Genomic DNA, 23,575 nt, shown 5'->3' on the forward strand with positions numbered 1-23,575 from the left:
GTATAAAAGTATTACATATCTGCTTCAAACTCGGCCGGTATCGCTTCTTCGATCACTTTCTCGCCCGGTTTCAGTAACAAACGGCTGCGCAGTTCTTTTTCAATTTCATCGGCTATTGCCGGATTCTCAATCAGGAACTTCATGGCATTGGCTTTACCCTGACCAATTTTATTGCCCTGATAGGCATACCAGGCGCCTGACTTATCTACCAATCCCTGCGCCACGCCTAAATCAATCAGTTCACCGTTTTTGTTAATACCCGCGCCATACTGAATAATAAACTCAGCCTGTTTAAACGGCGGTGCCACTTTGTTTTTCACTACTTTTACCCGGGTCTCGTTACCGGTAATTTCATCACCTTCTTTTACCGAACCAATCCGCCGAATATCCAGGCGTACTGAAGCATAGAATTTCAGAGCATTACCGCCAGTGGTCGTTTCCGGGTTACCAAACATTACCCCGATTTTCATCCGGATCTGGTTAATAAAAATACATAAGGTATTCGAACGTTTAATATTACCGGTAAGCTTACGCAGAGCCTGTGACATTAAACGGGCTTGCAGACCCATATGGCTGTCGCCCATGTCACCTTCAATTTCCGCTTTTGGTGTCAACGCGGCCACTGAGTCAACTACTACGATATCCACCGCAGCAGAACGTACCAGCATGTCACAGATTTCCAGCGCCTGCTCACCGGTGTCCGGTTGTGAAACCAGCAAATCTTCGACTTTTACGCCCAGTTTTTTGGCATACACCGGGTCCAACGCATGTTCGGCATCGATAAAAGCACAGGTTTTACCGGCTTTCTGGGCTTCCGCAATAACCTGCAGGGTTAACGTGGTTTTACCGGACGACTCAGGCCCATAAATTTCGACAATCCGGCCATACGGCAAACCGCCTATGCCAAGCGCAATATCCAACCCCAACGAGCCGGTTGAAACCGAGGCAATGTCCAGCGCCGTGCTGTCGCCCAGACGCATAATAGAACCTTTACCAAACTGGCGTTCGATTTGAGTAAGGGCTGCACCCAGGGCTTTTTGTTTATTGTCGTCCATCGTTCACTCCAAAAATTCGGTTTGCACAAACACTGTATGCTCGTACAGTAGTCTAGTTTGACAAAGCTGTCAATAATAAGATGCTGTGTTTAAGCGCATAATCGATGGCCTGCAGCCGCACCTGCTCGCGGCTGCCGCTAAAATGTTGCAGCTGACTGCTAAGCTGGCCATTGAGCCAGAAACTAAACCAGACGGTGCCCACCGGTTTAACAACCGAGCCGCCGCCGGGTCCGGCAATACCAGATACGGCAATCGCCAGCTGGGCCTTTGCTGCAGCAGCGGCCCCACTGGCCATTTCTTTGACTGTTTCATCGCTTACCGCGCCAAATTGTAATAAAGTAGCACTGCGCACGCCCAATAGCTGCTGTTTAGCTTTATTACTATAAGTAACAAAGCTTCGATCTACATAGCCAGAGCTGCCGGCAACCGCGGTTAAATAGTACGCAATACCACCGCCAGTGCAGGATTCAGCAGTGGTGACAAACCACTTTTTTCGTAATAATAACGCACCCAGCTCTGCAGCCAGCTGCTCAGTTTCGGTTGCAAGTGCCATAGCCAGTCCAACAGGGAAATCAGAGTTACATTATGCCGTCAGACCAGAAACCGGAGCAAGCCCTAAGCAGTCACACCCCAATGATGCAGCAGTATCTTGGCTTAAAAAGTGAGCATCCTGATATTTTGCTGTTTTACCGGATGGGTGACTTTTACGAGTTATTTTTTGATGATGCCAAAAAGGCCGCGGCGCTGCTGGACATCTCTTTAACCAAACGCGGCCAGAGTGCCGGCCAACCTATCCCGATGGCGGGCGTTCCCTATCATGCTATCGAAGGGTATCTGGCGCGGTTGGTTCAGCTGGGTGAGTCCATTGCGATTTGTGAGCAAATTGGCGACCCCGCGACCAGTAAAGGCCCGGTTGAGCGCAAAGTGGTGCGTATCGTTACCCCGGGTACCGTAACCGACGAGGCACTGTTACACGAACGCCAGGATAATTTACTCTGTGCAATCTGTGAGCAACGTGGCCAGTATGGTCTGGCCCAGCTGGATTTAAGTGCCGGCCGCTTCTTAGTGAATCAGGTGGCCAATAGCAGTGATTTAGCGGCGCTGTTGCAACGGCTTAATCCGGCTGAAATCCTTTATCCTGAACTGTTTGCCGAGCCAGAGCTGTGTCAGCAGCGCAAAGGCGCCCGTCGCCGGCCAGAGTGGGAATTTGAGCTGGCAACCGCCAGGCGGCTGCTATGTCAGCAATTTGGCACCAAAGATTTAATCAGTTTTGGCGTTGAGGAGGCTCCGGTTGCGTTGATGGCCGCGGGCTGTCTGATGCAATACGTGAAAGATACCCAACGCGCCAGCCTGCCGCATATCCGGACAATGGCGCTGGAGCGTGCTGAAGACTATATCGTGCTCGATGCTGCTACCCGGCGCAATTTAGAGCTGACTCACAATCTCAGCGGCGGCGTTGAAAACACCCTGGCTGCGGTACTTGATCGCAATCAGACTGCGATGGGTTCGCGCTTACTAAAGCGTTGGGTGCATGCGCCACTGCGCGATCAAGCCAAGGTTAATGCCCGGCTGGATACCGTTGGCGAACTAACCGATGATGTTGAGAGTTTACAACCGACCTTAAAAAATATTGGCGATATTGAGCGGGTTATTGCCCGCCTGGCGCTACGCACTGCCCGGCCGCGTGACTTTGCCAGGCTGCGTCAGGCATTGGCTCAGCTACCCGTCTTGCAGCAGGATTTAAGCTTTGCTAATACTGCATTACTGCAACAAATAGGTCGCGATAGCCAGCCGCTGCCCGAGCTGTTGCACCTGTTAACCGCGGCAATTGTCGAGGCGCCTCCGGTATTGATCCGTGATGGCGGCGTGATTGCCGGGGGTTACAACAGTGAACTGGATCACTGGCGGGCATTGGCGACCGGCGCCACCGATTATTTAACCCAACTGGAGCTACGCGAGCGCGAACGCACCGGTATTGCCTCACTTAAAGTGGGTTTTAACCGGGTGCACGGCTACTACATCGAAACCGGTCGCAGCGCCGACACTAAAGTGCCGCCGGAGTATGTGCGCCGCCAGACCCTGAAAAACAACGAACGTTATATTATTCCCGAGTTAAAGGAATATGAAGATAAGGTGCTGGGTAGTCAAAGCCAGGCGCTGGCGCTGGAAAAGCAGTTATATGAGCAGTTATTTGATCGGGTCAGCCCGTTCTTAAGCCGGTTGCAGCAACTGGCTCAGGCCCTGGCCGAGCTGGATGTATTGTGTACCTTTGCCGAGCGGGCATCCAGCCTGAGCTATTGCCGGCCGGTGCTACGTAGCCAGAGCGGTATTGAACTGGAACAAGGCCGCCATCCGGTGGTAGAGCAGGTGCTGAGTGAGCCCTTTATCGCTAACCCGCTCAGTCTGAATGCCAACCGGCGAATGCTGATGGTGACCGGACCGAATATGGGCGGTAAATCGACTTATATGCGCCAGACAGCGCTGATTACCCTGATGGCGTATATTGGTTGTTTTGTGCCCGCCGCTACAGCCATCTTAGGGCCGGTTGATCGGATTTTCACCCGGATTGGAGCCTCTGATGATTTAGCCTCAGGCCGCTCAACTTTTATGGTGGAAATGAGCGAAACAGCGACAATTTTGCACCACGCCACTGAGCATAGTCTGGTGCTGATGGATGAGATTGGTCGCGGTACCAGCACTTATGATGGCTTGAGCCTGGCTTGGGCCTGTGCTGATTATTTAGCCACCCGAATTAAAGCCCTGACCTTATTTGCCACACACTACTTTGAACTGACCGAACTTGCCAGCACCCTGGATGGCGTGGTGAATGTTCACTTAGATGCGGTAGAGCATGGTGATGATATTGTGTTTATGCACCATGTGCAGGACGGCGCTGCCAGTAAAAGCTTTGGCTTGCAGGTCGCCCAGCTGGCCGGGGTACCCAAAACCGTCATTACTCAGGCGAAACAAAAACTTAGCCAGTTAGAGCAGCAAGGCCGGGCCCAGTTAGCACCGCAGCAGTTAACTACGCCAGGTGGTGAGCAGCAGCCTTTGCCGCTAATGCCAGCCCTGCATCCGTTGTTACATCAGCTCGCAGCCGTTAACCCTGATGAACTCAGCGCCCGTCAGGCGCTGGATTTACTGTACCAGCTAAGCAGTGATGCAAAGAAAGCCAAGGAAGCCTGATGTTAGTTAAAGATCTGAGTCTGTCAGCAGTTGTCGCCGGCTTTGTCGCAGTGCTCGTTGGCTTTGCCAGCTCAGTGGCAATCGTGTTTCAGGCGGCCAGCGCGGCCGGTGCCAGTAACGAGGTGATGGCTTCCTGGTTGCTGGCACTGGGTATTGGTATGGCGGCCACCTGTATTGGCCTGTCCTGGTATTACAAAGCCCCGGTGATCACCGCCTGGTCTACCCCGGGCGCCGCTTTGCTGGCCACCAGTTTACAGGGCCTTACCATTGAGCAGGCTACCGGGGTGTTTATCTTTACCGCTGCATTGGGGCTGATTATCGGCATTAGCGGCTGGTTTGAAAAACTCACTAAGCTTATCCCGCTACCGCTGGCCAGTGCCATGTTAGCCGGTATTTTACTGCAGTTCGGTTTTGCCATATTCAGTTCAATGCAAAGCCAGTGGCTGCTGGTTGGCAGCATGTGTCTGGTGTATTTAACCGCTAAAGTGTTTCTGCCGCGCTATGCCATTTTACTGGTGCTGCTTAGCGGCGTTATCACCGTGGTACTCGGTGGTAGTCTTAATTTATCAAATGTCACTCTGAGCCTGGCGCAGCCGGTATGGGTAACGCCGGAGTTTTCGGTAAGTGCGCTAATTGGTGTCGGCCTGCCGCTGTTACTGGTGACCATGGCGTCGCAAAATATTCCCGGGGTCGCCGTGCTCAGAGCCAGCGGTTATCAGACACCGGTATCTCCGCTTATCAGCAGCACCGCGCTTAGCACCCTGTTGCTGGCGCCCTGGGGTGCCTTTTCGATTAATCTGGCAGCGATAACTGCTGCCATTTGTACCGGCACAGAGGCGCATCCCAGGCCCGAAAAACGCTATATTGCCGGCATTGCCGCCGGGGTGTGTTATCTGCTGGCCGGCTTAGCCGGTGCTACCGTCGTCGCCCTGTTTGCCGCCTTCCCCAAAGAAATGGTGGCAGCACTGGCTGGCCTGGCGCTGATTAGCACTATAGCCGCTAACCTGGCCACCACCACCAGCGAGCCAAAGTACCGCGACGCAGCAGTAATTACTTTACTGGTTACCGCCTCCGGTGCCAGTTTCTTTGGCCTGGCCTCGGCATTCTGGGGTTTAATCGCTGGCGCCGTTACGGTACTTATTCAAAAACGAGACAGCGCCAGCGGCTAGCTGGCGCCGCCCGACGCCTTTTAGCTAGCGCAGTGGGTTGGCATGCGCTGCGCCACGAAATATCGCATTGATATACAGTAAGTGCATACCATCGACATAGGCCCGGAAATTGGGCTCCTGGGTAAAGCTTACCACCTGGCCTCTGCCAACTGCCTGCACCATTACTAACGGCTTATTGGCGATTTGCTGCCGGTTTTCATCCCAGACAAAGCCCGCGGCCAGTAACTGCTCCGCCGGGGCGAAGGTCACCACATTGCGCCCATCAGCAATGGTTAGCGGCTGATACACCTGATTACCAACATACAGGCTGTTTACCGTGGCGGGTACCCCGGCAGTGAGCCAGTGCTGCTGATCAACGTCGGCCCGGGCAATAAAGCCGGGCACCCAGTCGGGCTCGGCCTTTTCCGGTACCAGCCACTGTTGATATTCCTCCGGGGTTTTTATAATACTGCCGGCGACTTTCATTTCTTTTTGCTGTTCACTATCGGTCTTTTTGTCTTCACCTTCGCGCACTTTATATTCACGCTTGCTGCTAAGTAACGGGCTTTCGCCGGCCAGCAATATATCGGTGGCATTACCCAGAGCAATTAACACCCCGCCGCGCTCAACAAAGCTGCGCAACGTGGCCAGGCCTGTCTCGCCCAGTGCTTGCTGATAACTGCCACCACTGCTCGCCGGTACCACTAACACCTGGTAATGACTTAAATCAGCCCCGGTTAACTGCGCCGGCCGGATTGCCGTTACCGGATAATTTAAATTGCGCTCCACGATAAAGCGGGCGCTGCCGGCACTTAACGGGTTAGTCGGTTCATCCCACAACATAGCAATATTAGGTTTATGCAGGGTTTTAACATTAAAAGAGCCAAAATTGGGGCCATCGGTTACCCAGCTGCTGTTGATGCCCGTCACTGTTGCCCCGCTCATGGTTGCAAGCTGTTGCACCTGCTCAGCCAGTTGCGCGCTGTTATCGGCCTTGCTGACAATCAGGCTTCCAGCAGGGTAACGCTGGCCATTCTGATGGGTAAACGGCAAATCGCTGCTTTTCAATATTAAGCCCTGCTGCAATGCGGCACTGGCAAAGCGGGCCGCGGCCATATCGCCCCAGGGTACGATATAACCGTATTCTGGGGAATCAGTATCCGCCGGCGGATTGACTACGTTACCCGCCAGGATCCGCTCACTGTTCACCGCAGTGGTGGCCGCACTCACTGCCCGGTTGCAGCTATCTACCGGCAGGTTATACATCAGTGGCAGTGACCAGGCCGTCACATCGTATATCTGATCCGGCAGATTATTAGCCCGGCGCTGCTCTTGCCTGGCGATAAAATCCTTGTCCATCGGCACGGTATCGTCCAGCAAGGTACGGATTAAATGATAGGTCGGCTGCGCCGTGTTAATCACATAGCTGCCCGCCTGATAACTTGCGCCACAGGCTTTAAACGCTTCCGTTGCCCGGCCCACAGTGATGCCATGCTCGGTAAGAATAGCGCTTAATTTGCTGTGGCCAGCCGCATCACGCTCTGCCGGAAAAATAAAACTGCGCACCGGGCCGGTACTGCCCTGTTTAATGGCATCTTTGCGGTACTGGTAAAAGTTTTTCAGTAGCTCGGGCGCCCGCTGACTGGCCGTTTCAATAGTCGCCATAAAGGCAACAAAATTACGCTGCACACCATCAGCAAAGGTTAAGATCTCACCGTCAGCTTTACGATACTTGTGGCCCCGGGCCGACGCCATCTCGTAGGTCATGGCGATACTGCCCTGATACAACGGCCAGCTGGCACCATAACCCGGATAAAAAGCGTCGAATATTTCCCGGGTGAAATAATCATAACCAAACTTATCGAACCAGCGGGCGTTATTCTGGCCCAGCCACTGCAGGCTCTGCCGTTGATGTGCCTGAATATGCGGATTAAACGGCTCGGCTTCCGGGCTGAAGTAATAACCCATATCGCCGCCCATTTCATGCGAGTCAACAAATACCAGCGGATATACCTGCTGCAGTGCCTGAACCCGGCCACGGGTTTCCGGCTGGGTTAATGAAATCCAGTCACGGTTCATATCAAATAAATAGTGATTCGTCCGGCCATTTGGCCACGGTTCGTTGTGTTCAGCCGACAACCGGTCTGCCGAATGTTCCAAGCCCGCCGTCGCGTAATAACGACTGACAAAGCGGCTGCGGCCATCGGGGTTTTGTAACGGGTCAATGTACACTACGGTATTGCTGAGCAGGTTAGCTGTTTGCGCACTATTATCCGCAAGCAAGTGATAAGCCAGCGCCATGGCTGATTCTGGCGGGCTAATTTCATTGCCGTGCAAGCTACCGCCAATCCAGACACTGGCAGGCAGCTTATCAATCAGCTGCTGTGCCTCGCGCTCATCCATATTTTGCGGGTTGGCCAGTTGCTGCATCTGCTGCTGAATATCCGCCAGCCTGCTGATATTTTGCTCGCTGCCAATCACCACATAAAATAACGGCCGGCCCTGCCAGCTTTTGGCATAAGGTATCAGTTTAATCCGGCTCGGGTGTGCTGCTGCCAGCTGTTCAAAATACTGCTTAATCGCCGCAGGCTCTGAAACGCGGCTGGCCAGAGGATAACCCAGTACCTGCTCGACAGAAGCAACGGTGTTGCGATAGTCACTGTCCGGAAATACCGGCACTGCCTGACTGGCCATCGCGCTCAGCCCGAATAACGTCGTCAGGACAGAGAAATTTAGTAACGACATGAAAAGCCTCATTCTATTTTTGGCAAAAGATAATTACCCTACGCTAAGCGGCCTTTGTCAAAGTTGCAATAAAAAATGCCTCTTGTTGCGACCAACTGTGCCGACCCTACGCCAGACGTGACATGATCCTGATATTTACTGATCGGGATATTGATAGTTATAAGGGGGTTGCAAACAAAAAAAAACAGGCGCCTGGGCGCCTGCTTCTTTCATGACACCAGTGTTTAATCCTGAAACAGGGTTTCAATATTTAACCCCTGATGGGTAACAATTTCTTTTAAGCGGCGCAGTGCTTCTACCTGAATTTGCCGCACCCGTTCCCGGGTTAAGCCAATTTCATGGCCGACATCTTCCAGAGTTGAGGGTTCATAGCCAAGCAGGCCAAAACGCCGGGCCAGCACTTCCCGTTGCTTGGGGTTTAATTCGTCCAGCCACAACACCAGGTGATGGCGGATATCTTCATCCTGCAGTTCGCCTTCCGGTCCCTGCTCTTTTTCATCCGCAATCACATCCAGCAACTGCTTTTCAGAAGAACCGGCAACCGGCATATCAACTGAAGTTATTTTTTCGTTAAGTTTCAACATTTTGCGCACTTCAGCCACCGGCCGATCCAGCGCTTCGGCAATTTCTTCCGGGGTAGGCTCGTGGTCAAGCTTTTGTGATAACTCCCGGGCGGCGCGCAGATAAATATTAAGTTCTTTAACCACATGGATCGGCAGCCGGATAGTCCGGGTCTGGTTCATAATGGCACGCTCTATGGTCTGGCGGATCCACCAGGTGGCATAGGTTGAAAAACGAAAACCGCGCTCCGGATCAAACTTCTCAACCGCCCGGATCAGCCCTAAATTACCTTCTTCTATTAAATCCAGTAATGCCAGGCCACGGTTAATATAACGACGGGCTATTTTCACCACCAACCGTAAGTTACTTTCAATCATCCTTTTGCGGGCAGCGGCATCGCCTTTTAACGATAAACGTGAAAAATAAACTTCTTCTTCAGCGCTCAGTAGCGGAGAAAAACCAATTTCACCCAGGTAAATTTGGGTGGCATCCATGGTTTTGTGACTATCATCCTTGGCAAACACATCATCGGGTATCACTTCTTCACCCGCTAATTCTGCAACATCTGGCTCCATCTCTTCGTCCAGGGTTGCTACTTCCTCTGTCAGCTCGTCCTCTTTCACTTCTGCTTCTGACACTACAACTTTAACACTCTTAAGTCCCATATCCTTTCTCCCACGTCTGCCGGGTGTCGGGCCTGACTAAGCTACCTTTCTGCCTGCATACTTGTGTTCAAACGCTAACCTTGCTGGTTAGTCTCATTGTCACGGTATCTCTGTTTATTACGACAACGTTATTAGGGCAGCTTATTGTTACACTCTGTCGATTTCAGGGTAAGTATCGTATCGGGTCAACTGACTTACCCCGGAAACGTATTTCGAAATGTAACCGGCTATCCGTCGCATCGGTCGTCCCCATTTCAGCGATTTGCTGCCCTGCGGCAACCTGTTGTCGCTCTGCGACCAAAATACGTTTGTTATGTGCATAAGCACTTAAATAATCGTCGTTATGTTTTATGATAATCAAATTACCATAACCGCGTAAGGCACTACCGGCGTAAACCACCAGGCCCTCTGCAGCGGCATTTATCCTACTGCCTTCCCGTCCCGCGATATCGATCCCTTTGTTACCGTGCTCCCGGGTGGAAAATTGAGAAACTATCTTACCTTTTACTGGCCAATGCCATTGCACCTTGTTTCCAGCTGAGGTATTATCCGCGGTTTTTTGGCCGCTTTTAGATGGTGTAGTCTGAACATAACGTGTTTGATTTGCCGAAGCAACAGGTTTAGCTGCTTTTGCTGAACTATTTGATTTTGCTTGGGTTGACTTCGTAGCGCGCGCCGTCTGTGTGCTGGTAGCAGGTTTTGCAGGCGTGGGCTGGCGACGGGTCGCTGGAGCAGGCGATGAGGCGGCGGTGTTCTTTTTAATCGCGACCGCCGTGGTAACGTCAAGCTGGATAACCTGACCAGGGTAAATAGTATAAGGGCTCTTTATATTATTGCCGCTGGCTAACGTGCGCACATCGAGCCCGGCCCGAAAAGCGATGGCATATAAGGTATCACCACGTTGCACTACATACTGACGTGCGGCCAGGGTACCGCGGTTGCGCTCACGATAAGGGTTTTCTCTGAGCTCCAGCGTGGTAACCGGTGCCGGACCAGAGCTGGAGGTGCAACCAGTCAGTGCTGTCACCAGCACGCCCGGTAGTATTGCAATCAGCCACAGGCCGGTGATCCGGATAATGTGCTACTCCTTAGCCTTTCCCGCTTCAGCGTTATTAAACAACCGCTCTAAATTCATTAACAGGGTAATCATTATCATGCCCGCAAGCACTGAACCTACTGCCAGCCAAAGATCATGGCTGCCAACCTGGTGTTGATATTGCCACGGACTGATCATTTGCTGTTCATGCTGCCATGGCCATATCCGGTATAGCGCGCCGATAACGACCCCGATTAACAAGGCCAGCGTTGCGTCATGCAGATGTTGCAACAGCCAGTTCAGCAGTTTTGAGAAGCTCAGTAAACCTACCAGGCAGCCACTGGCAAACAAGAGAATAATACCCAGCTGTAGCTCGGTTACCGCCAGCATTACCGGACCATACATGCCCAGGATCAGTAAAATAAAAGCACCGGAAATACCGGGTAAAATCATGGCACAAATTGCCAGTGCGCCGGCCAGGAAAAACATATAGGGGGCCGGGTTTAGCTGCACCGGTGCCAGCATGCCAATAGCCACTGCAAACAACACGCCTGCCCCACACAGCGTCAGGCGCAGAGCCGACCAGCGGACACTTCGAAGCAATACCGGTAACGACGCCAGAATCAAACCATTAAAAAATGCCCATAGCGGCACCGGCCGATACTCCAGCAAATAACCAATAACATTTGCCAGAGAAAAAACACTCAGCAAAATTCCGGTTAACAGGCATAGCAGGAAAGTGCCATCGACATGCCGCCATACCTGAGCAAAACGGCCGTGCAACAGTAGGTTTACGGCGGTCATATTTACCGCACTGATCGCCGCCAGCAACCGACTGTAAATACCCAGAATAAAAGCCAGAGTGCCACCTGAAACACCCGGCACAACATCAGCTGCCCCCATAGCAAGGCCTTTAATAATCCATTGTAGATAGTTTTTCATGGTTGGTTTTACTACCTTAATACTTATTCTTAACCCAACTCACCGGGTATCAAGGGTACAAAGCGAACGGCTTCAATATCGGTACTGCTGAACGTATCTTCGTTCCGCTGATACACCCGAAGTACCTGGTCCTTTATGCCAACCGGGATCACCAGCCTGCCGCCTTCACTCAATTGCTGCAATAAAGCAGCAGGTACTTCAGTCGGAGCAGCCGTGACAATAATGCTATCAAAAGGTGCTTTGCTGGGCCAACCTAACCAACCGTCACCATGTTTCATTGAAACATTATGTAAATCCAGTTGTTGCAGCCGACGCTTCGCCTGAAACTGCAGTGCTTTGATCCGCTCAACAGAACAGACATGCTTGAATAAATGCGCCAGAATTGCCGTTTGATAACCTGAACCTGTGCCTATTTCCAGTACTTTGCCCGGTGCTTTGCCCTGCAGCAAAAGCTCGGTCATTCTGGCCACGATATAGGGTTGGGAAATCGTCTGGCCCTGACCAATCGGCAGGGCGGTATTTTCATAGGCTTTATGCGCTAATACTGCTTCGACAAACAGATGACGGGGCACCTGAGAGACGGCTTGCAATACCTCATGGTCGCTGATGCCTTCAGTTCGCAATTTTTGTGCTAATACCGCGGCACTTCGCGCTGTTGCTACTGCCATATTACAACTTGATCCCCGCTAACCAATCTTTCAATGTATCCATACTTTTGTATGCTGACATATCGACATGCAGCGGCGTAACAGAAGCATAACCATTTGCTATGGCATAAAAGTCAGTGCCTTCACCGGCATCAAGTTCAGGCCCTAATGACCCATACCAATATATTTTCCGTCCCCACGGGTCGGTATCACTGCTCATGGTTTCTGCTTTGTGGCGTCGCCCCAGCCTGGTGACCATAATGCCTTTTAATTCATCAAGGGCAATAGCCGGTACATTAATATTCAGAATTTGATCCGCTGGCAACGGATGCGACTTCAGCTTTTTTATCACCTCTACCGTAACATGAGCCGCAGTCAGAAAATGCTGCTCTTCACGCCCGGCCAGTGACACCGCAATCGCCGGCAACCCCAGATGGCGGCCCTCGGTTGCGGCAGCAACAGTGCCTGAATAAAGCACGTCATCGCCCAGGTTAGCGCCATGATTAATGCCTGCAACTACTAAATCAGGGGTAAAATCCAGCAGCTGACTAATCGCCAGATGGACGCAATCCGTTGGCGTACCATTAACGGCAATAAAACCGTTATCTAAGGTTTGAGTACGCAGCGGATTAAGTAGCGTTAATGAATTACTGGCACCACTGCAATTTCGATCCGGGCCGACGGTGGTAACCTCGGCAATGTCGGATAATGCCTGTTGCAACACCTGAATGCCTTTAGCATAAACGCCGTCGTCATTACTTAGTAAAATTCGCATCTTTACTCCATTCAAAGCCGGGGTTACGCCATATCGCTCAGTGGCCGACTGCCATCACGATAACACGCTAATTCTCGCAGCACACTGGTCGCAAAACAACCGGCCGGCAAGGCAAAATTCAGGGTAACACTGTCGCCGGTTACTGCTGCACTGAGTTGTTGCGGCACTAACCGGATACTGCGCCGTGCCCCTTGCAGCCGGTATTCTGTCAGGCCCTGACACCACTGCTGATGCGCCGCCAGCGCTTGCTGTTCCAGCGCTGCTGCCTGCTGGCTTACCACAGCGCCATCCATTCCCACTAACGGTGCGGTGGGATGCACATCACCATCGCGCAGCCGTTGTTGTAAGATGTCATCAGCATGTTCTACCTGAAAAATTGAACCGGTACCATCTAACTGCAGAATATCACCGTCCAGCACCTGATTAAATAAACCTTGTTCAAGCCGTGCAGACAATACCGTATTAAATAAAAAAGAGCGGCTGGCGGACAATGCCAGCCCGCGGATTTGCCGATCTGCTATCCGCTCACCGGCAAACAAATCATTGGCCAGGGTCAGATTACCACCGCCGCGACCAAAACGTTGTTCACCATAATAATTAGGCACGCCGGCTGCAATCAGCTGCATACGGGCGACCAGCGCTTCTGGCTCGCTAACCTCGGTAAGGGTTATTTGAAAATGATTGGCTTTTAAGGCACCTAAGCGCAATTTGCGATAATGACGCACCGCTTGCAATATCCTGCTATCTTCAAGCTGCCACTGCTGCCAGGCCAGCTCTTGTTTTATTGGCCATTTAAAACAAAACCACTGCCGGGTCACGGCATGGCGATCCTTTAAACCGGCATAGCTGATATCTCGCATCCGTAAACCGGTTAGCCGGGCTAACTGCCTGGCAATGTATTGCGTATTCTGGCCCCGCTTTTCAATCTGTAACAGCAAATGTTCACCGCTGCCGCTGGGCTGAAAATTCAGCTGCTCATCAACAATAAAATGTTCCGGCGTACTGCGGATAGTGGCAGTGATAGCAGGTTTACCATACAAATACTGCCACTGTGGTAAGGTAGGTGCGGGTAATTCGCTCATTGCTGCTTAACCAACAGCACAACCGCTTCTGCTGCAATACCTTCTTTACGACCAACAAAACCCAACTGCTCGGTAGTCGTCGCTTTAACATTTATCTGCTGCACTTCAGCGGCTAAATCGCTGGCCAGACACTGGCGCATTGCGTTGATATGGGGAGCAATTTTAGGAGCCTGCGCCATTATCGTTATATCCAGATTATTTAATTGATAACCCGCGTTGGTTGCCGCAGTAAATACCTGCCGAAGCAGAATACGGCTATCAATCCCTTGATAGCTGGCATCGTTATCCGGGAAATGATGACCAATGTCACCCAACCCCAGCGCGCCCAGTATCGCATCTGCCACTGCGTGCAAGACGACATCACCGTCAGAGTGTGCCACTAAGCCTTTTGCATAATCAATTTTAACGCCCGATAGTATTACCGGGCCGGGGCCACCAAATGCATGGACATCAAAACCATGACCTATCCGAAAATTCATGTTGTTGGGTACTCCAGATGTTGTGGTGCCAGCTGCGGTGCTGCTAAATCGTGTTGCTCCAGATCTTGTTGCTTTAAAAAATATGCCGCCAGGGTTAAATCAGCCGGGCGGGTTATTTTAATATTGTCGGCCATGCCCTCTACTAACAACACCCTCTGGCCCGCCCATTCCATTGCAGAAGCTTCGTCAGTCAGAGTAACGCCCGCGGCAAGCGCGCCTGTTATTGCCTCACGCAATAGCGCGGTGGGAAACAATTGCGGGGTCAGCGCATGCCATAATTGTTCACGTTCAACGGTTGCAACAACAAGGGTATCAGCAGGTCCCGCATTACCGCGCTTCATGGTATCACGCACCGGACTGGCCAGAATGCCGCCGTGGCCGGCGTGGTAGCAACACGCAATCAGCTTGCTGATATCAACCTGTCGCACCAGAGGCCTGGCGGCATCATGCACTAATACCCAGGGGTAGCGGACAGCGTCAATTTGCGCGAGGGCATTACGTACCGAGTGCACCCGCTCGCTGCCGCCTGAAACCCGGTTAATCGCGCTATCAGCTACCGGGGTGGTGTCAAAGTACGGGTCCGCACTATCAAGCGCCAGCCACAACGCGCTAATCTGGGGGTGACGGCTTATCCGCTCGACACTATGTTGCAGAATCGTTTTATCATTGAGGGTTAAATATTGTTTGGGGATGTTCGTCTGCATCCTTTTGCCAACGCCGGCGGCGGGTATTACGGCGGCAATGGCCATTTCAGGCAACGCGCTCATGGCTTACCCTTTGTCGTATCCTGTTGTCCTTCGGTTTGCACTATCCGGAAAAACACTTCATGTTCGCCAATCAACCCTAATTCGTTGCGGGCCCGCTCTTCTATTGCTTCTAACCCTTGCTGTAAATCTGTCACATCCGCCAGCAACATCCGGTTGCGCTTTTGCAGTTCCTGATTGCTGGCACGCTGGGTGGCAATTTCGTCCAGCCGTTGCAAATAGTCGGTCACACTATACTGACCAAACCATAAACGGTATTGCAGCAGGCAAAAAAGGATCAGCAATATTCCAATAAGCAGTCGCATAAGCCAGTTTCTGGTGAAGTAATAGCTTTATTATGCTGGCTTGCACCGGCGCTGCAAAGCCCTAATTGCTGCCATGGTAACAATTATTATGCATTGCAGGGTTATTTCAGGCCGCGGACCGCCTGATAAGGTTTGGCAAAATTTTGCCAGTTTAAACGACTGGTTAACAATAATTCTCGTAAACTCAATACTCTGGGTGCTTTTTTGGCATTATTTAACCACTGATGACCACAGCTGGCGGCAGTTATAATCGCTTTGTTTGGCTTGAGTAAAAATTTACTGACGTTGTCATGTTGCAGCGGCGTGCCGTTAAAACTAAACCAGCCATGCTCGTTACAATGTAAGCGCTCACCTACGCTATCCACCTCATCCACGCTATCAAGCACAATCTGCTCCAGGGTCAGCTGCTCATTATACACCGGCACGATCAAGCCGGGTTTAGCCGCTTTCTGGTAAAAGTTAGCGATAGGATCGGCCTGTTGCTTGCGCGCCGGACAGCGACCGAGCTGTTTGTGAAACCAGGATGCATTCTGGCTATCGAGCTGTAATTCACTGCGATAGGTTACAATGTTGGCCGCAGCACGGCGGATATAAAACGGCAACGCGGCCAGCCTCTTTTGCAACAACGGCAGCTGATCCGGGTTCATATTCGCCAGGCGTAATAGCTCGCGTTCGTATAAAGCGTTACATAGCTCGGTATACGTCTGGTTATCGCTGGACACCTGCCAGAAATGGGGCTGGTTGCTGTAAGGCTCTATCATTCGCTGATGTTAGCCAATCAGCTGGCGCTTGTAAAAGCAAAAGTGGCGCTCAGCGCACAAAAAATGCTAGTTTACCGTTTTAAAAAATGAGTTATAACGCTAGCTTATGAAACGCCGTCAATTTATAAAAGCCAGCCTGCTGACACCTGTCGCGTTAGTGCTGGGCGCTAAGCTGGTCGCCACCCTGCGACCTTATCCGCTATCAGACATTCTGGTGCAATTAAAAGCGCTGCCAGCAGATCGCCTAACGAGCAGTGGTAACTGGAACCCCAGCCAGGTTTTGCAGCATTGCGCCCAAAGCGTCAGCTATTCTATTTATGGTTATCCCGAGGCCCACTCGCCCTTTTTTCAATACACTGCAGGTAAATTGGCGATCAATGCGTTTGCTGCAACAGGTAAACTGCACCACCCTTTGGATGAAGCTATTCCCGGTGCCCCTGCGCTGGAACCCAACCTGCCTAACGACGTTGCCCTGCGGGAACTGATCTACACTGTGCAGCAATTTATGGACTGGCAAGGCGCTCTGCAGCCGCATTTTGCCTTTGGCAGCCTGACCAAAGCGCAATATTACAGCGTACATTACCTGCATTTGCAGAGCCATTTAGCCCAAATCAGTATTGGCTGATATCAATAAGACTTAAACAACAAAGCCACCTGACGGTGGCTTTGGGTATTGTCGTCATCAGGCTCAGACGTTACTGGCCTTTAATTTCGCTGCGGCCTTTATAAGGCGCTTTAGTACCCAGCTCCTGCTCAATGCGCAGTAACTGGTTATACTTAGCTACCCGGTCTGAGCGACACAGCGAACCGGTTTTAATCTGGCCGGCGGCGGTGCCTACCGCTAAATCAGCGATAAAGGCATCTTCGGTTTCGCCACTACGGTGCGAGATAACCGCAGTAAAGCCAGCATCTTTAGCCATTTTAATTGCAGCCAGAGTTTCGGTTAACGAGCCGATCTGGTTAAACTTAATTAAAATTGAGTTAGCAATACCCTGCTCGATACCGCGGCTTAAAATTTTGGTGTTGGTAACAAACAAATCATCACCAACCAGCTGCACTTTGCTGCCAATTTTATTGGTTAAATCCTGCCAGCCGTCCCAGTCACTTTCGTCCAGGCCATCTTCAATCGACACGATAGGATAACGCTGGGTTAAACCGGCTAAATAGTCATTAAAGCCAAATGAATCAAAGCTTTTGTTCTCGCCACCTAACACGTATTTACCGTCTTTATAAAACTCAGTGGCGGCACAATCCAGTGCCAGCGTCACGTCTTTGTTCATTTCATAGCCGGCCGCTTTTACCGCTTCAACAATAACGGTCAATGCTTCTTCGTTTGATTTTAAATCCGGTGCAAAACCGCCTTCATCACCCACTGCGGTGTTCAGGCCACGCTTTTGCAGCTCTTTTTTCAGGCTATGGAAAATTTCCGCACCCATTCTAAGCGCTTCGGCAAAGGTTTTGGCGCCTACCGGCTGCACCATAAATTCCTGAATGTCTACGTTGTTATCGGCATGCTCACCACCGTTGATAATATTCATCATCGGCACGGGCATACTGTAAACACCTGGGGTGCCATTTAGCTCTGCAATATGTTGATACAATGGAATTTTTTTATCTGCTGCTGCAGCGCGGGCGACCGCTAAAGACACGGCCAGAATGGCATTGGCGCCCAGCTTGCTTTTGGTCTCGGTGCCGTCTAAATCGATCATGATCTGATCAATCTCAGCTTGCTTGTAGGCATTTTTGCCAGTTAACGCAGCTTGAATAGCGCCATCAATATTGGCGACCGCCTTGGTCACGCCTTTACCTAAGTAACGGCTTTTATCACCGTCACGCAGCTCTAACGCTTCCCGTGAACCGGTAGAGGCACCCGATGGCGCACAGCCCCGGCCCATCGCGCCGCTGGCTAAATACACATCGGCTTCAACCGTTGGGTTGCCACGCGAGTCCATAATTTCACGGGCGACAATTTTTACAATCTCAGACATGCTATAAATCCCCTGTTCTAAAACGAAAAAACCGGGTTACTCACCCGGCTTAGCAAAAGTTATACGCGTTGCTTTTTCTGAAATTTGTACGCCGCAGCGACAAATGCCTGAAACAGCGGGTGACCATCACGTGGGGTAGAGTTAAACTCCGGGTGAAACTGGCCGGCCACAAAAAACGGGTGAGACGGAATTTCTATCATTTCAACCAGTTGATTATCAGCAGACAACCCCGATACCACTAACCCAGCCTCTTCTAATTTTGGCCGTAAGTTGTTATTCACTTCGTAACGGTGACGATGCCGTTCCTGAATAACTGCTTTGCCATAAATCTCACGGGCTTTGGTGTTTTCAACAAGATTACAATTCTGGCTGCCCAGGCGCATAGTGCCGCCCAAATCAGACTCATCGCTACGGGTTTCTACTGAGCCGGCTGCATCCAGCCACTCGGTAATTAACCCCACCACCGGATATGCCGTGGCTTGATTAAATTCGGTAGAGTGCGCTCCCGCCATTCCGGCAACATTGCGGGCGTATTCGATCAACGCCACCTGCAGCCCAAGACAAATACCCAGGTAAGGAATGCCCTGTTCACGGGCATGCTGGGCGGCCACTATTTTGCCTTCAACACCACGCTCGCCAAAGCCACCTGGCACCAGAATGCCATCTAACCCGGCCAACATAGCCACGCCTTTACTTTCAACGTCTTGCGAATCAATGTATTTAATATTAACCGTTACCCGGTTTTTCAGACCGGCATGGCCTAATGCCTCATTAACTGACTTATACGCATCGGGTAACTCAACATATTTTCCCACCATACCAATGGTGATCTCGCCCATCGGGTTCGACTCCTGATACAGCACCTGCTCCCATTCCACTAAATCGGCTTCCGGAGCTTCAATATAAAAACGCCGGCAAACTAAATCGTCCAGGCTTTGCGATTTTAACAAGGCCGGGATCTGATAAATACTCGAGACGTCTTTTAAGGAAATAACCGCTTTTTCTTCTACGTTGGTAAACAGTGCGATTTTAGCACGCTCATTAGCCGGAATTGCCCGGTCAGAGCGGCAGACCAGAATATCGGGCTGGATCCCTATCGAGCGCAGCTCTTTTACTGAATGCTGGGTTGGTTTGGTTTTAATTTCACCGGCGGTGCCCAGGTAAGGCACCAGCGTCAGGTGCATATATAACGTGCGCTCGCGGCCCACTTCAGTACCCAGTTGCCGGATTGCCTCTAAAAAGGGCAGTGATTCTATATCACCGACGGTGCCACCAATTTCAACAATAGCAATATCGTAACCCTCAGCGCCGCGCACCACCCGATTTTTGATTTCGTTGGTAATGTGCGGAATAACCTGAATGGTGGCGCCTAAGTAATCACCACGGCGCTCTTTGCGCAGCACTTCGGCGTAAATACGGCCCTGGGTAAAGTTATTCAACTTGGTCATTTTAGTGCGGATAAAACGCTCGTAGTGGCCAAGGTCTAAATCAGTTTCAGCACCATCTTCGGTGACAAAGACTTCACCGTGCTGAATGGGGCTCATTGTGCCCGGATCAACGTTGATATAGGGGTCTAATTTGAGGATGGTAACCTTTAAACCACGCGCTTCCAGAATCGCGGCCAGCGACGCAGCTGCAATGCCTTTACCTAAGGAGGAAACCACGCCACCCGTCACAAAGATATATCTTGTAGTCATGAGACCCCTGAGACAATGTTAATCAATAGAAAATACCAACAATGCAACAATACCGGGCTGCCAGCGGCTAAGCACTGAGCTACTACGGGTGTGCAAGAATTGGTATCAGGACGGGCGGAAAGTATAGCAAAGGCTTGGCGGCCACTCAATGTAAAGCTGCAGACCAAGATGAATTAATCTGCTAGTAACTATTCCCTCATGCTGGTCAGCATCTTACAGCAAACTGGCGGCCAGCGTTTTATCGTGCTGTCATATTTAAAAAAGTAGCCTACGCTTAGATTGTGTGCCAAACGGAGGCAGCCATGCTGTCAGTAAGCGGCGCCCGCGTTACAGCTGCCAGGCATAGCTGAATTTTAAAAAGGCACTGCGCTCAGATGTGGTAATCCGGCTTAGCTCATCATCTTGCAAACTGCCGTCACTGTAGCCGACAAAAAACACCGTTTGCGGGTTTACTTTATACGAATAAAGCAATTGCTTATTCAGCTGACGGCTGCGGGCGTCCAGCACAGACTGCCACTGTGGCTGATAGTTTGCTAATTCGCGCTGCAGATCGGTATACAATAAAATCAGGCGCAAAGCGCTACGGTTTGAAAACTGATAGGTCAACCGCATATCGGTTAAGTTAGCGGTAAATACCCGGGCCGACTGATAATCCATCGTGGTCAGGTTATGCCTTAACGACAACTCCAGATGCCGGCTGAACGAATAACGGCCTTCCAGCTCTACCCGGTTTTGATCAGATAAACGGTTGTTGGTTAAATCAAGTGCACTGCCATGCTGCCAGAATGCGAAAAACATCATCCCGGCGGCCGGCGACACCTCAGCAAATAACGATAATCCCTGTTCATCAAAACGCTCGGTATTGCCACTGATAGCAAGCGACGTATTATCCAAGCGCAGCCCTACCCGCTCGCGCTGATACGCCCCCAGCTCCAGATAGCTGCCCAGCGGGCCGAAAATACCGGCATAGCCTTCTGTTTCGCTCTCAATAAATTCGCCCGCGGCATTATGGGTGGTGTCCCAGTCGCCGGTAATACGCACCCGGTTAAACAGGTTGTCATCCGCCAGATACCAGATGTACTCACCACCGGTGGTAAATTTGTTCCAGTCAGTTTCCGGCATAAAGCCTAAGTCGGCCCGGAACCCTTTGCTGCGAGCATCATAGCGGCCAAACCAGCGCCAGGTGCGTTCTGAATGCTGATAATTTACCCGGTACGCCTGGCCGGTTAATGGCTGCTCACTGCCATAGCGCTGCAATGCTTCACCGTGCAGCGCCAGTTGCTGGCTGTTACTCGTTTCGCTGTACAACCATTGCAGGCTTAACGTGTCCTTCGCCGTTAAGCGAATATTGGCGTCCAGCCCGGTCAGACCGTTGGAATAGTCAGCGGCTTCGCGCCAGGTAGCAATAGCACCGACGCTGATGCTGTTGTTATAGGCAAAACTGTAACGCGCCGCCAGGTTGTGGCTGGCATTGTTTACTACAGCAATATCGGAGCCCAGATTACCGGGTAATACCAGGGTGGTGCTGTCATCATCCGCTGCAAAAAAGCCAAAGGTATGCGCTCCGGTGCGGCCGGTTACCTTGGCGCCAATGTTCGGCGCGCTGATATTGCGGGTATGCACCAGATTAGTTGGCGTGGCAAAATAGTCAGCATTTTCGGTAAAAAACGGCCGGCTTTCGGCGTAAAACAACGTGAATGGATTATTGACTGATAACTGCTGTGCATCAGCTTCCACCTGGGAGAAATCGGGGTTCAGCGTCGCATTTAAGGTAATGTCAGGCGTAACCGCCCACTTCCCATCCAGGCTGAGCTCAACATTATTTTCACCCTGCCAGCTTTGTTGCTGATGAACATTACGCTGCTCGCTGCGCCCGGCCACCAGCGACGGCGCAATAATAACGTTGGTGCTGCTTTTGGCCTTGGCAAAGCCCTGATACGCCGGCATCTGACAAACCCAGCATTTATTGGCATGGCTTATTCTGGCACTGGATAACCGCAACCGCTGATCGCGTGGTATAAAGCGGACAAATTCCAGCGCCCAGGTTTTCAGGCCAGCTTGGGGTGGAAAATTCATTACCGCAAACGGAATAGCCATCTCTACCACATATCCCTTATCGGTCAGTTGGCCTGCAGCATGCCAGAATCCATCCCAGCTGGACGATTCATGGCCGGTCTGGGCGTTTTCAATTGAATCTGCCTGGCTGCCCAGCGGGTTAGCAAAAAACTGATACGCCAATTGTTTGTTGTTGTAAGGGTCAATTTTTACCCCAACCACATCATCACTCCAGATAGTGTCGCGATTACGGTAAAACGCCCGGATTAATTCAGGCTCTGGATCAGGTGCAATAAAACCGATATACAAAATTTCGCCATCATCAAACACCCATGCTTCGGTGGCAATATCCGATACGCCCTGATCAGTGGGTAAGGTATTAAAATTAATATTAATGCGGCTGGCATCCTGCCATACGCTTTCATCCAGCCGGCCGTCCACTGTCATCGCGGTAGCAGGAAGCAACGTCGGAATTTCCGCCGCCTGCGCCTGGCCAACCAAGCCTTGCAATAAACTGATAACAGATAAAATGGTAACAACGGAGGCGTAAAGAGTAGACGGCATGAACTTCCCAAACTGCTAACTGCGCTATAAACTGCGGCTTAAAAATAATGACGCGCATCATACCGGTTTATGAAAAATTAACAGCTGTCGTGCGTTAAACAGGCAATATTCAAAGGTGTACTAAAGCTGTACCCTGCTTATCCTCCTACCCGCCAATGTTATAAGCCTTAACCTGACGATACCTCATCGATCAACTGGCGCTGCACACATACTGCGGTGCTTTTAGGACGGATAGGCTTGCCTCTGCCTTCAAGGTGCGCCCGGGTAAAGGCGGCGCCGAATAACAGGATCATTGACGAATAGTTAACCCACAACAGCAATAACGCCAGCGAACCGGCAGCGCCATAAGCTGATGCCGTTGCGGTGTAAGCGAGGTAAATAGAGATCAGAGAGCGCCCTGCTGTAAATAATACCGCGGTAATAAAAGCACCAAGCAACACGTCCCGCCACGACAGCAGCACGTCGGGCAAAATTTTAAACATCGCCGCAAACAGCAAGGTGATCACCAAAAGTGACAGCACTAACTCCATGCCCACCATCATCCAGCCGGGTACCGGCAGCCAGCCCTCGGCGTAGGCCATAACACTGCGCAGCGCCACTGACAATAATAATGACACCAGCATAATAAAGCCAATCGCCAGAATGATGGTCAGCGACAGCAAACGGCTTTTAATAAAGATCCACAGGTTACTTTTCGATGGCCGAGGCGCCACATCCCAGATTTGATTCAGCGACTGCTGCATCTGGGCAAATACCGTGGTGGCCCCGACAATAGTAGCCAGGATCCCAATCAAGGCCGGCCAGATGCCACTTTGGTCAATCTGCGAGTTAACTACAGCCGTCTGCACTACACCGGCAGCTTGCGGACCAAGTGTACCCTCAAGCTGGGTAAACAATTGCTGCTGCACCGCGCTCTCGCCTATGACCAGCCCCACCAGCGCGACCACCACCACCAGAATCGGCGCAATAGAAAAAACAGTGAAAAACGCCAGCGCGGCGGCGTAAATAAAGGCCTGACTGCCCAGCCAGTAGCGGCTGGTAGCACCCAGAATACGTAACCAGTGCCGAATGCCAGCGGGAAGTTTGTTGTAGATATGTAAAACCATAGTCAAAGATACCT

General features: G+C 51.4%; 20 protein-coding genes. 3 read left to right on the plus strand and 17 right to left on the minus strand.

The window, feature by feature from the left end:
* Positions 1 to 11 precede the first annotated feature (11 nt).
* Both recA and B2Q61_RS17640 read right to left on the minus strand, forming a co-directional pair.
* Positions 12 to 1,055, minus strand: coding sequence for a recombinase RecA (recA, locus tag B2Q61_RS17635; RefSeq protein ID WP_290611357.1), 1,044 nt, complete (start codon positions 1,053 to 1,055; stop codon positions 12 to 14).
* A gap of 52 nt (positions 1,056 to 1,107) precedes the next feature.
* Positions 1,108 to 1,608 carry a nicotinamide-nucleotide amidohydrolase family protein gene (locus B2Q61_RS17640; protein WP_290620931.1) on the minus strand — a complete coding sequence of 167 codons (501 nt, stop codon included), beginning with the start codon at positions 1,606 to 1,608 and terminating at the stop codon, positions 1,108 to 1,110.
* 32 nt (positions 1,609 to 1,640) lie between these two features.
* Between B2Q61_RS17640 and mutS the strand changes: the two genes are divergently transcribed.
* Entirely contained in the window at positions 1,641 to 4,241 is a 2,601-nt protein-coding gene (gene mutS / locus B2Q61_RS17645) for a DNA mismatch repair protein MutS (protein ID WP_290620929.1), read from the plus strand.
* The gene (locus B2Q61_RS17650) at positions 4,241 to 5,410 is read left to right on the plus strand and encodes a benzoate/H(+) symporter BenE family transporter (protein ID WP_290620927.1); all 1,170 of its coding nucleotides are present in this window, start codon (positions 4,241 to 4,243) and stop codon (positions 5,408 to 5,410) included. Before mutS ends, B2Q61_RS17650 begins: the two co-directional genes overlap by 1 nt.
* Before the next feature lie 24 nt (positions 5,411 to 5,434).
* On the opposite strand, the gene B2Q61_RS17655 is transcribed toward B2Q61_RS17650, so the two are convergent.
* From B2Q61_RS17655 to B2Q61_RS17705, 11 genes are all read right to left on the minus strand, one after another.
* On the minus strand, positions 5,435 to 8,134 hold the full coding sequence (locus B2Q61_RS17655; protein WP_290620925.1) for a M14 family metallopeptidase: 2,700 nt from the start codon (positions 8,132 to 8,134) through the stop codon (positions 5,435 to 5,437).
* Positions 8,135 to 8,358: 224 nt separating this feature from the next.
* The gene (gene rpoS / locus B2Q61_RS17660; protein ID WP_290620923.1) at positions 8,359 to 9,360 is read right to left on the minus strand and encodes an RNA polymerase sigma factor RpoS; all 1,002 of its coding nucleotides are present in this window, start codon (positions 9,358 to 9,360) and stop codon (positions 8,359 to 8,361) included.
* Positions 9,361 to 9,523: 163 nt separating this feature from the next.
* Positions 9,524 to 10,387 (minus strand): peptidoglycan DD-metalloendopeptidase family protein, encoded by an 864-nt coding sequence (locus B2Q61_RS17665; RefSeq protein WP_290620921.1) that lies wholly within the window; start codon positions 10,385 to 10,387, stop codon positions 9,524 to 9,526.
* 54 nt (positions 10,388 to 10,441) lie between these two features.
* Positions 10,442 to 11,338 (minus strand): DUF368 domain-containing protein, encoded by an 897-nt coding sequence (locus tag B2Q61_RS17670; RefSeq protein ID WP_290620919.1) that lies wholly within the window; start codon positions 11,336 to 11,338, stop codon positions 10,442 to 10,444.
* A 29-nt stretch (positions 11,339 to 11,367) separates the two neighbouring features.
* Positions 11,368 to 12,006: a protein-L-isoaspartate(D-aspartate) O-methyltransferase gene (locus B2Q61_RS17675; protein ID WP_290620918.1), complete on the minus strand. Its 639-nt coding sequence runs from the start codon at positions 12,004 to 12,006 to the stop codon at positions 11,368 to 11,370.
* A gap of 1 nt (position 12,007) precedes the next feature.
* Positions 12,008 to 12,760 (minus strand): 5'/3'-nucleotidase SurE, encoded by a 753-nt coding sequence (surE, locus tag B2Q61_RS17680; RefSeq protein WP_290620916.1) that lies wholly within the window; start codon positions 12,758 to 12,760, stop codon positions 12,008 to 12,010.
* 23 nt (positions 12,761 to 12,783) lie between these two features.
* Positions 12,784 to 13,842 carry a tRNA pseudouridine(13) synthase TruD gene (gene truD / locus B2Q61_RS17685; RefSeq protein WP_290620914.1) on the minus strand — a complete coding sequence of 353 codons (1,059 nt, stop codon included), beginning with the start codon at positions 13,840 to 13,842 and terminating at the stop codon, positions 12,784 to 12,786.
* Positions 13,839 to 14,321 carry a 2-C-methyl-D-erythritol 2,4-cyclodiphosphate synthase gene (gene ispF / locus B2Q61_RS17690; protein ID WP_290620912.1) on the minus strand — a complete coding sequence of 161 codons (483 nt, stop codon included), beginning with the start codon at positions 14,319 to 14,321 and terminating at the stop codon, positions 13,839 to 13,841. The genes truD and ispF overlap by 4 nt, the downstream gene beginning before the upstream one ends.
* On the minus strand, positions 14,318 to 15,088 hold the full coding sequence (gene ispD / locus B2Q61_RS17695) for a 2-C-methyl-D-erythritol 4-phosphate cytidylyltransferase (protein ID WP_290620910.1): 771 nt from the start codon (positions 15,086 to 15,088) through the stop codon (positions 14,318 to 14,320). Before ispD ends, ispF begins: the two co-directional genes overlap by 4 nt.
* On the minus strand, positions 15,085 to 15,390 hold the full coding sequence (gene ftsB / locus B2Q61_RS17700) for a cell division protein FtsB (RefSeq protein WP_290620908.1): 306 nt from the start codon (positions 15,388 to 15,390) through the stop codon (positions 15,085 to 15,087). Before ftsB ends, ispD begins: the two co-directional genes overlap by 4 nt.
* A 101-nt stretch (positions 15,391 to 15,491) precedes the next feature.
* Positions 15,492 to 16,151 carry a hypothetical protein gene (locus B2Q61_RS17705; protein WP_290620906.1) on the minus strand — a complete coding sequence of 220 codons (660 nt, stop codon included), beginning with the start codon at positions 16,149 to 16,151 and terminating at the stop codon, positions 15,492 to 15,494.
* Positions 16,152 to 16,257: 106 nt separating this feature from the next.
* On the opposite strand from B2Q61_RS17705, the gene B2Q61_RS17710 reads away from it, so the two are divergent.
* A complete protein-coding gene (locus tag B2Q61_RS17710; protein ID WP_290620904.1) occupies positions 16,258 to 16,776 on the plus strand; it encodes a DUF1569 domain-containing protein in 519 nt (172 codons plus the stop codon).
* 70 nt (positions 16,777 to 16,846) lie between these two features.
* Here B2Q61_RS17710 and eno read toward each other — a convergent pair whose 3' ends face one another.
* From eno to B2Q61_RS17730, 4 genes are all read right to left on the minus strand, one after another.
* Positions 16,847 to 18,139: a phosphopyruvate hydratase gene (eno, locus tag B2Q61_RS17715; RefSeq protein WP_290620902.1), complete on the minus strand. Its 1,293-nt coding sequence runs from the start codon at positions 18,137 to 18,139 to the stop codon at positions 16,847 to 16,849.
* Positions 18,140 to 18,198: 59 nt separating this feature from the next.
* On the minus strand, positions 18,199 to 19,836 hold the full coding sequence (locus B2Q61_RS17720; RefSeq protein WP_290620901.1) for a CTP synthase: 1,638 nt from the start codon (positions 19,834 to 19,836) through the stop codon (positions 18,199 to 18,201).
* A gap of 327 nt (positions 19,837 to 20,163) precedes the next feature.
* On the minus strand, positions 20,164 to 22,455 hold the full coding sequence (locus B2Q61_RS17725) for a DUF5916 domain-containing protein (protein WP_290620899.1): 2,292 nt from the start codon (positions 22,453 to 22,455) through the stop codon (positions 20,164 to 20,166).
* A 167-nt stretch (positions 22,456 to 22,622) separates the two neighbouring features.
* A complete protein-coding gene (locus B2Q61_RS17730) occupies positions 22,623 to 23,561 on the minus strand; it encodes a YihY/virulence factor BrkB family protein (protein WP_290620896.1) in 939 nt (312 codons plus the stop codon).
* Between the last annotated feature and the right edge of the window lie 14 nt (positions 23,562 to 23,575).

It is taken from the genome of Arsukibacterium sp. UBA5043 (genome assembly GCA_002415085.1).
Taxonomy (GTDB): Bacteria; Pseudomonadota; Gammaproteobacteria; order Enterobacterales; family Alteromonadaceae; genus Alishewanella.

Coding starts and splice junctions, on each gene's coding strand:
- surE (WP_290620916.1), bottom strand. CDS start 12,760: ATGCGAATTTTACTAAGTAATGACGACGGCGTTTATGCTAAAGGCATT.
- B2Q61_RS17730 (WP_290620896.1), bottom strand. CDS start 23,561: ATGGTTTTACATATCTACAACAAACTTCCCGCTGGCATTCGGCACTGG.
- B2Q61_RS17725 (WP_290620899.1), bottom strand. CDS start 22,455: ATGCCGTCTACTCTTTACGCCTCCGTTGTTACCATTTTATCTGTTATC.
- B2Q61_RS17710 (WP_290620904.1), top strand. CDS start 16,258: ATGAAACGCCGTCAATTTATAAAAGCCAGCCTGCTGACACCTGTCGCG.
- rpoS (WP_290620923.1), bottom strand. CDS start 9,360: ATGGGACTTAAGAGTGTTAAAGTTGTAGTGTCAGAAGCAGAAGTGAAA.
- B2Q61_RS17720 (WP_290620901.1), bottom strand. CDS start 19,836: ATGACTACAAGATATATCTTTGTGACGGGTGGCGTGGTTTCCTCCTTA.
- B2Q61_RS17675 (WP_290620918.1), bottom strand. CDS start 12,006: ATGGCAGTAGCAACAGCGCGAAGTGCCGCGGTATTAGCACAAAAATTG.
- B2Q61_RS17705 (WP_290620906.1), bottom strand. CDS start 16,151: ATGATAGAGCCTTACAGCAACCAGCCCCATTTCTGGCAGGTGTCCAGC.
- ispD (WP_290620910.1), bottom strand. CDS start 15,088: ATGAGCGCGTTGCCTGAAATGGCCATTGCCGCCGTAATACCCGCCGCC.
- B2Q61_RS17640 (WP_290620931.1), bottom strand. CDS start 1,608: ATGGCACTTGCAACCGAAACTGAGCAGCTGGCTGCAGAGCTGGGTGCG.
- mutS (WP_290620929.1), top strand. CDS start 1,641: ATGCCGTCAGACCAGAAACCGGAGCAAGCCCTAAGCAGTCACACCCCA.
- ftsB (WP_290620908.1), bottom strand. CDS start 15,390: ATGCGACTGCTTATTGGAATATTGCTGATCCTTTTTTGCCTGCTGCAA.
- recA (WP_290611357.1), bottom strand. CDS start 1,055: ATGGACGACAATAAACAAAAAGCCCTGGGTGCAGCCCTTACTCAAATC.
- B2Q61_RS17670 (WP_290620919.1), bottom strand. CDS start 11,338: ATGAAAAACTATCTACAATGGATTATTAAAGGCCTTGCTATGGGGGCA.
- truD (WP_290620914.1), bottom strand. CDS start 13,842: ATGAGCGAATTACCCGCACCTACCTTACCACAGTGGCAGTATTTGTAT.
- eno (WP_290620902.1), bottom strand. CDS start 18,139: ATGTCTGAGATTGTAAAAATTGTCGCCCGTGAAATTATGGACTCGCGT.
- B2Q61_RS17655 (WP_290620925.1), bottom strand. CDS start 8,134: ATGTCGTTACTAAATTTCTCTGTCCTGACGACGTTATTCGGGCTGAGC.
- ispF (WP_290620912.1), bottom strand. CDS start 14,321: ATGAATTTTCGGATAGGTCATGGTTTTGATGTCCATGCATTTGGTGGC.
- B2Q61_RS17650 (WP_290620927.1), top strand. CDS start 4,241: ATGTTAGTTAAAGATCTGAGTCTGTCAGCAGTTGTCGCCGGCTTTGTC.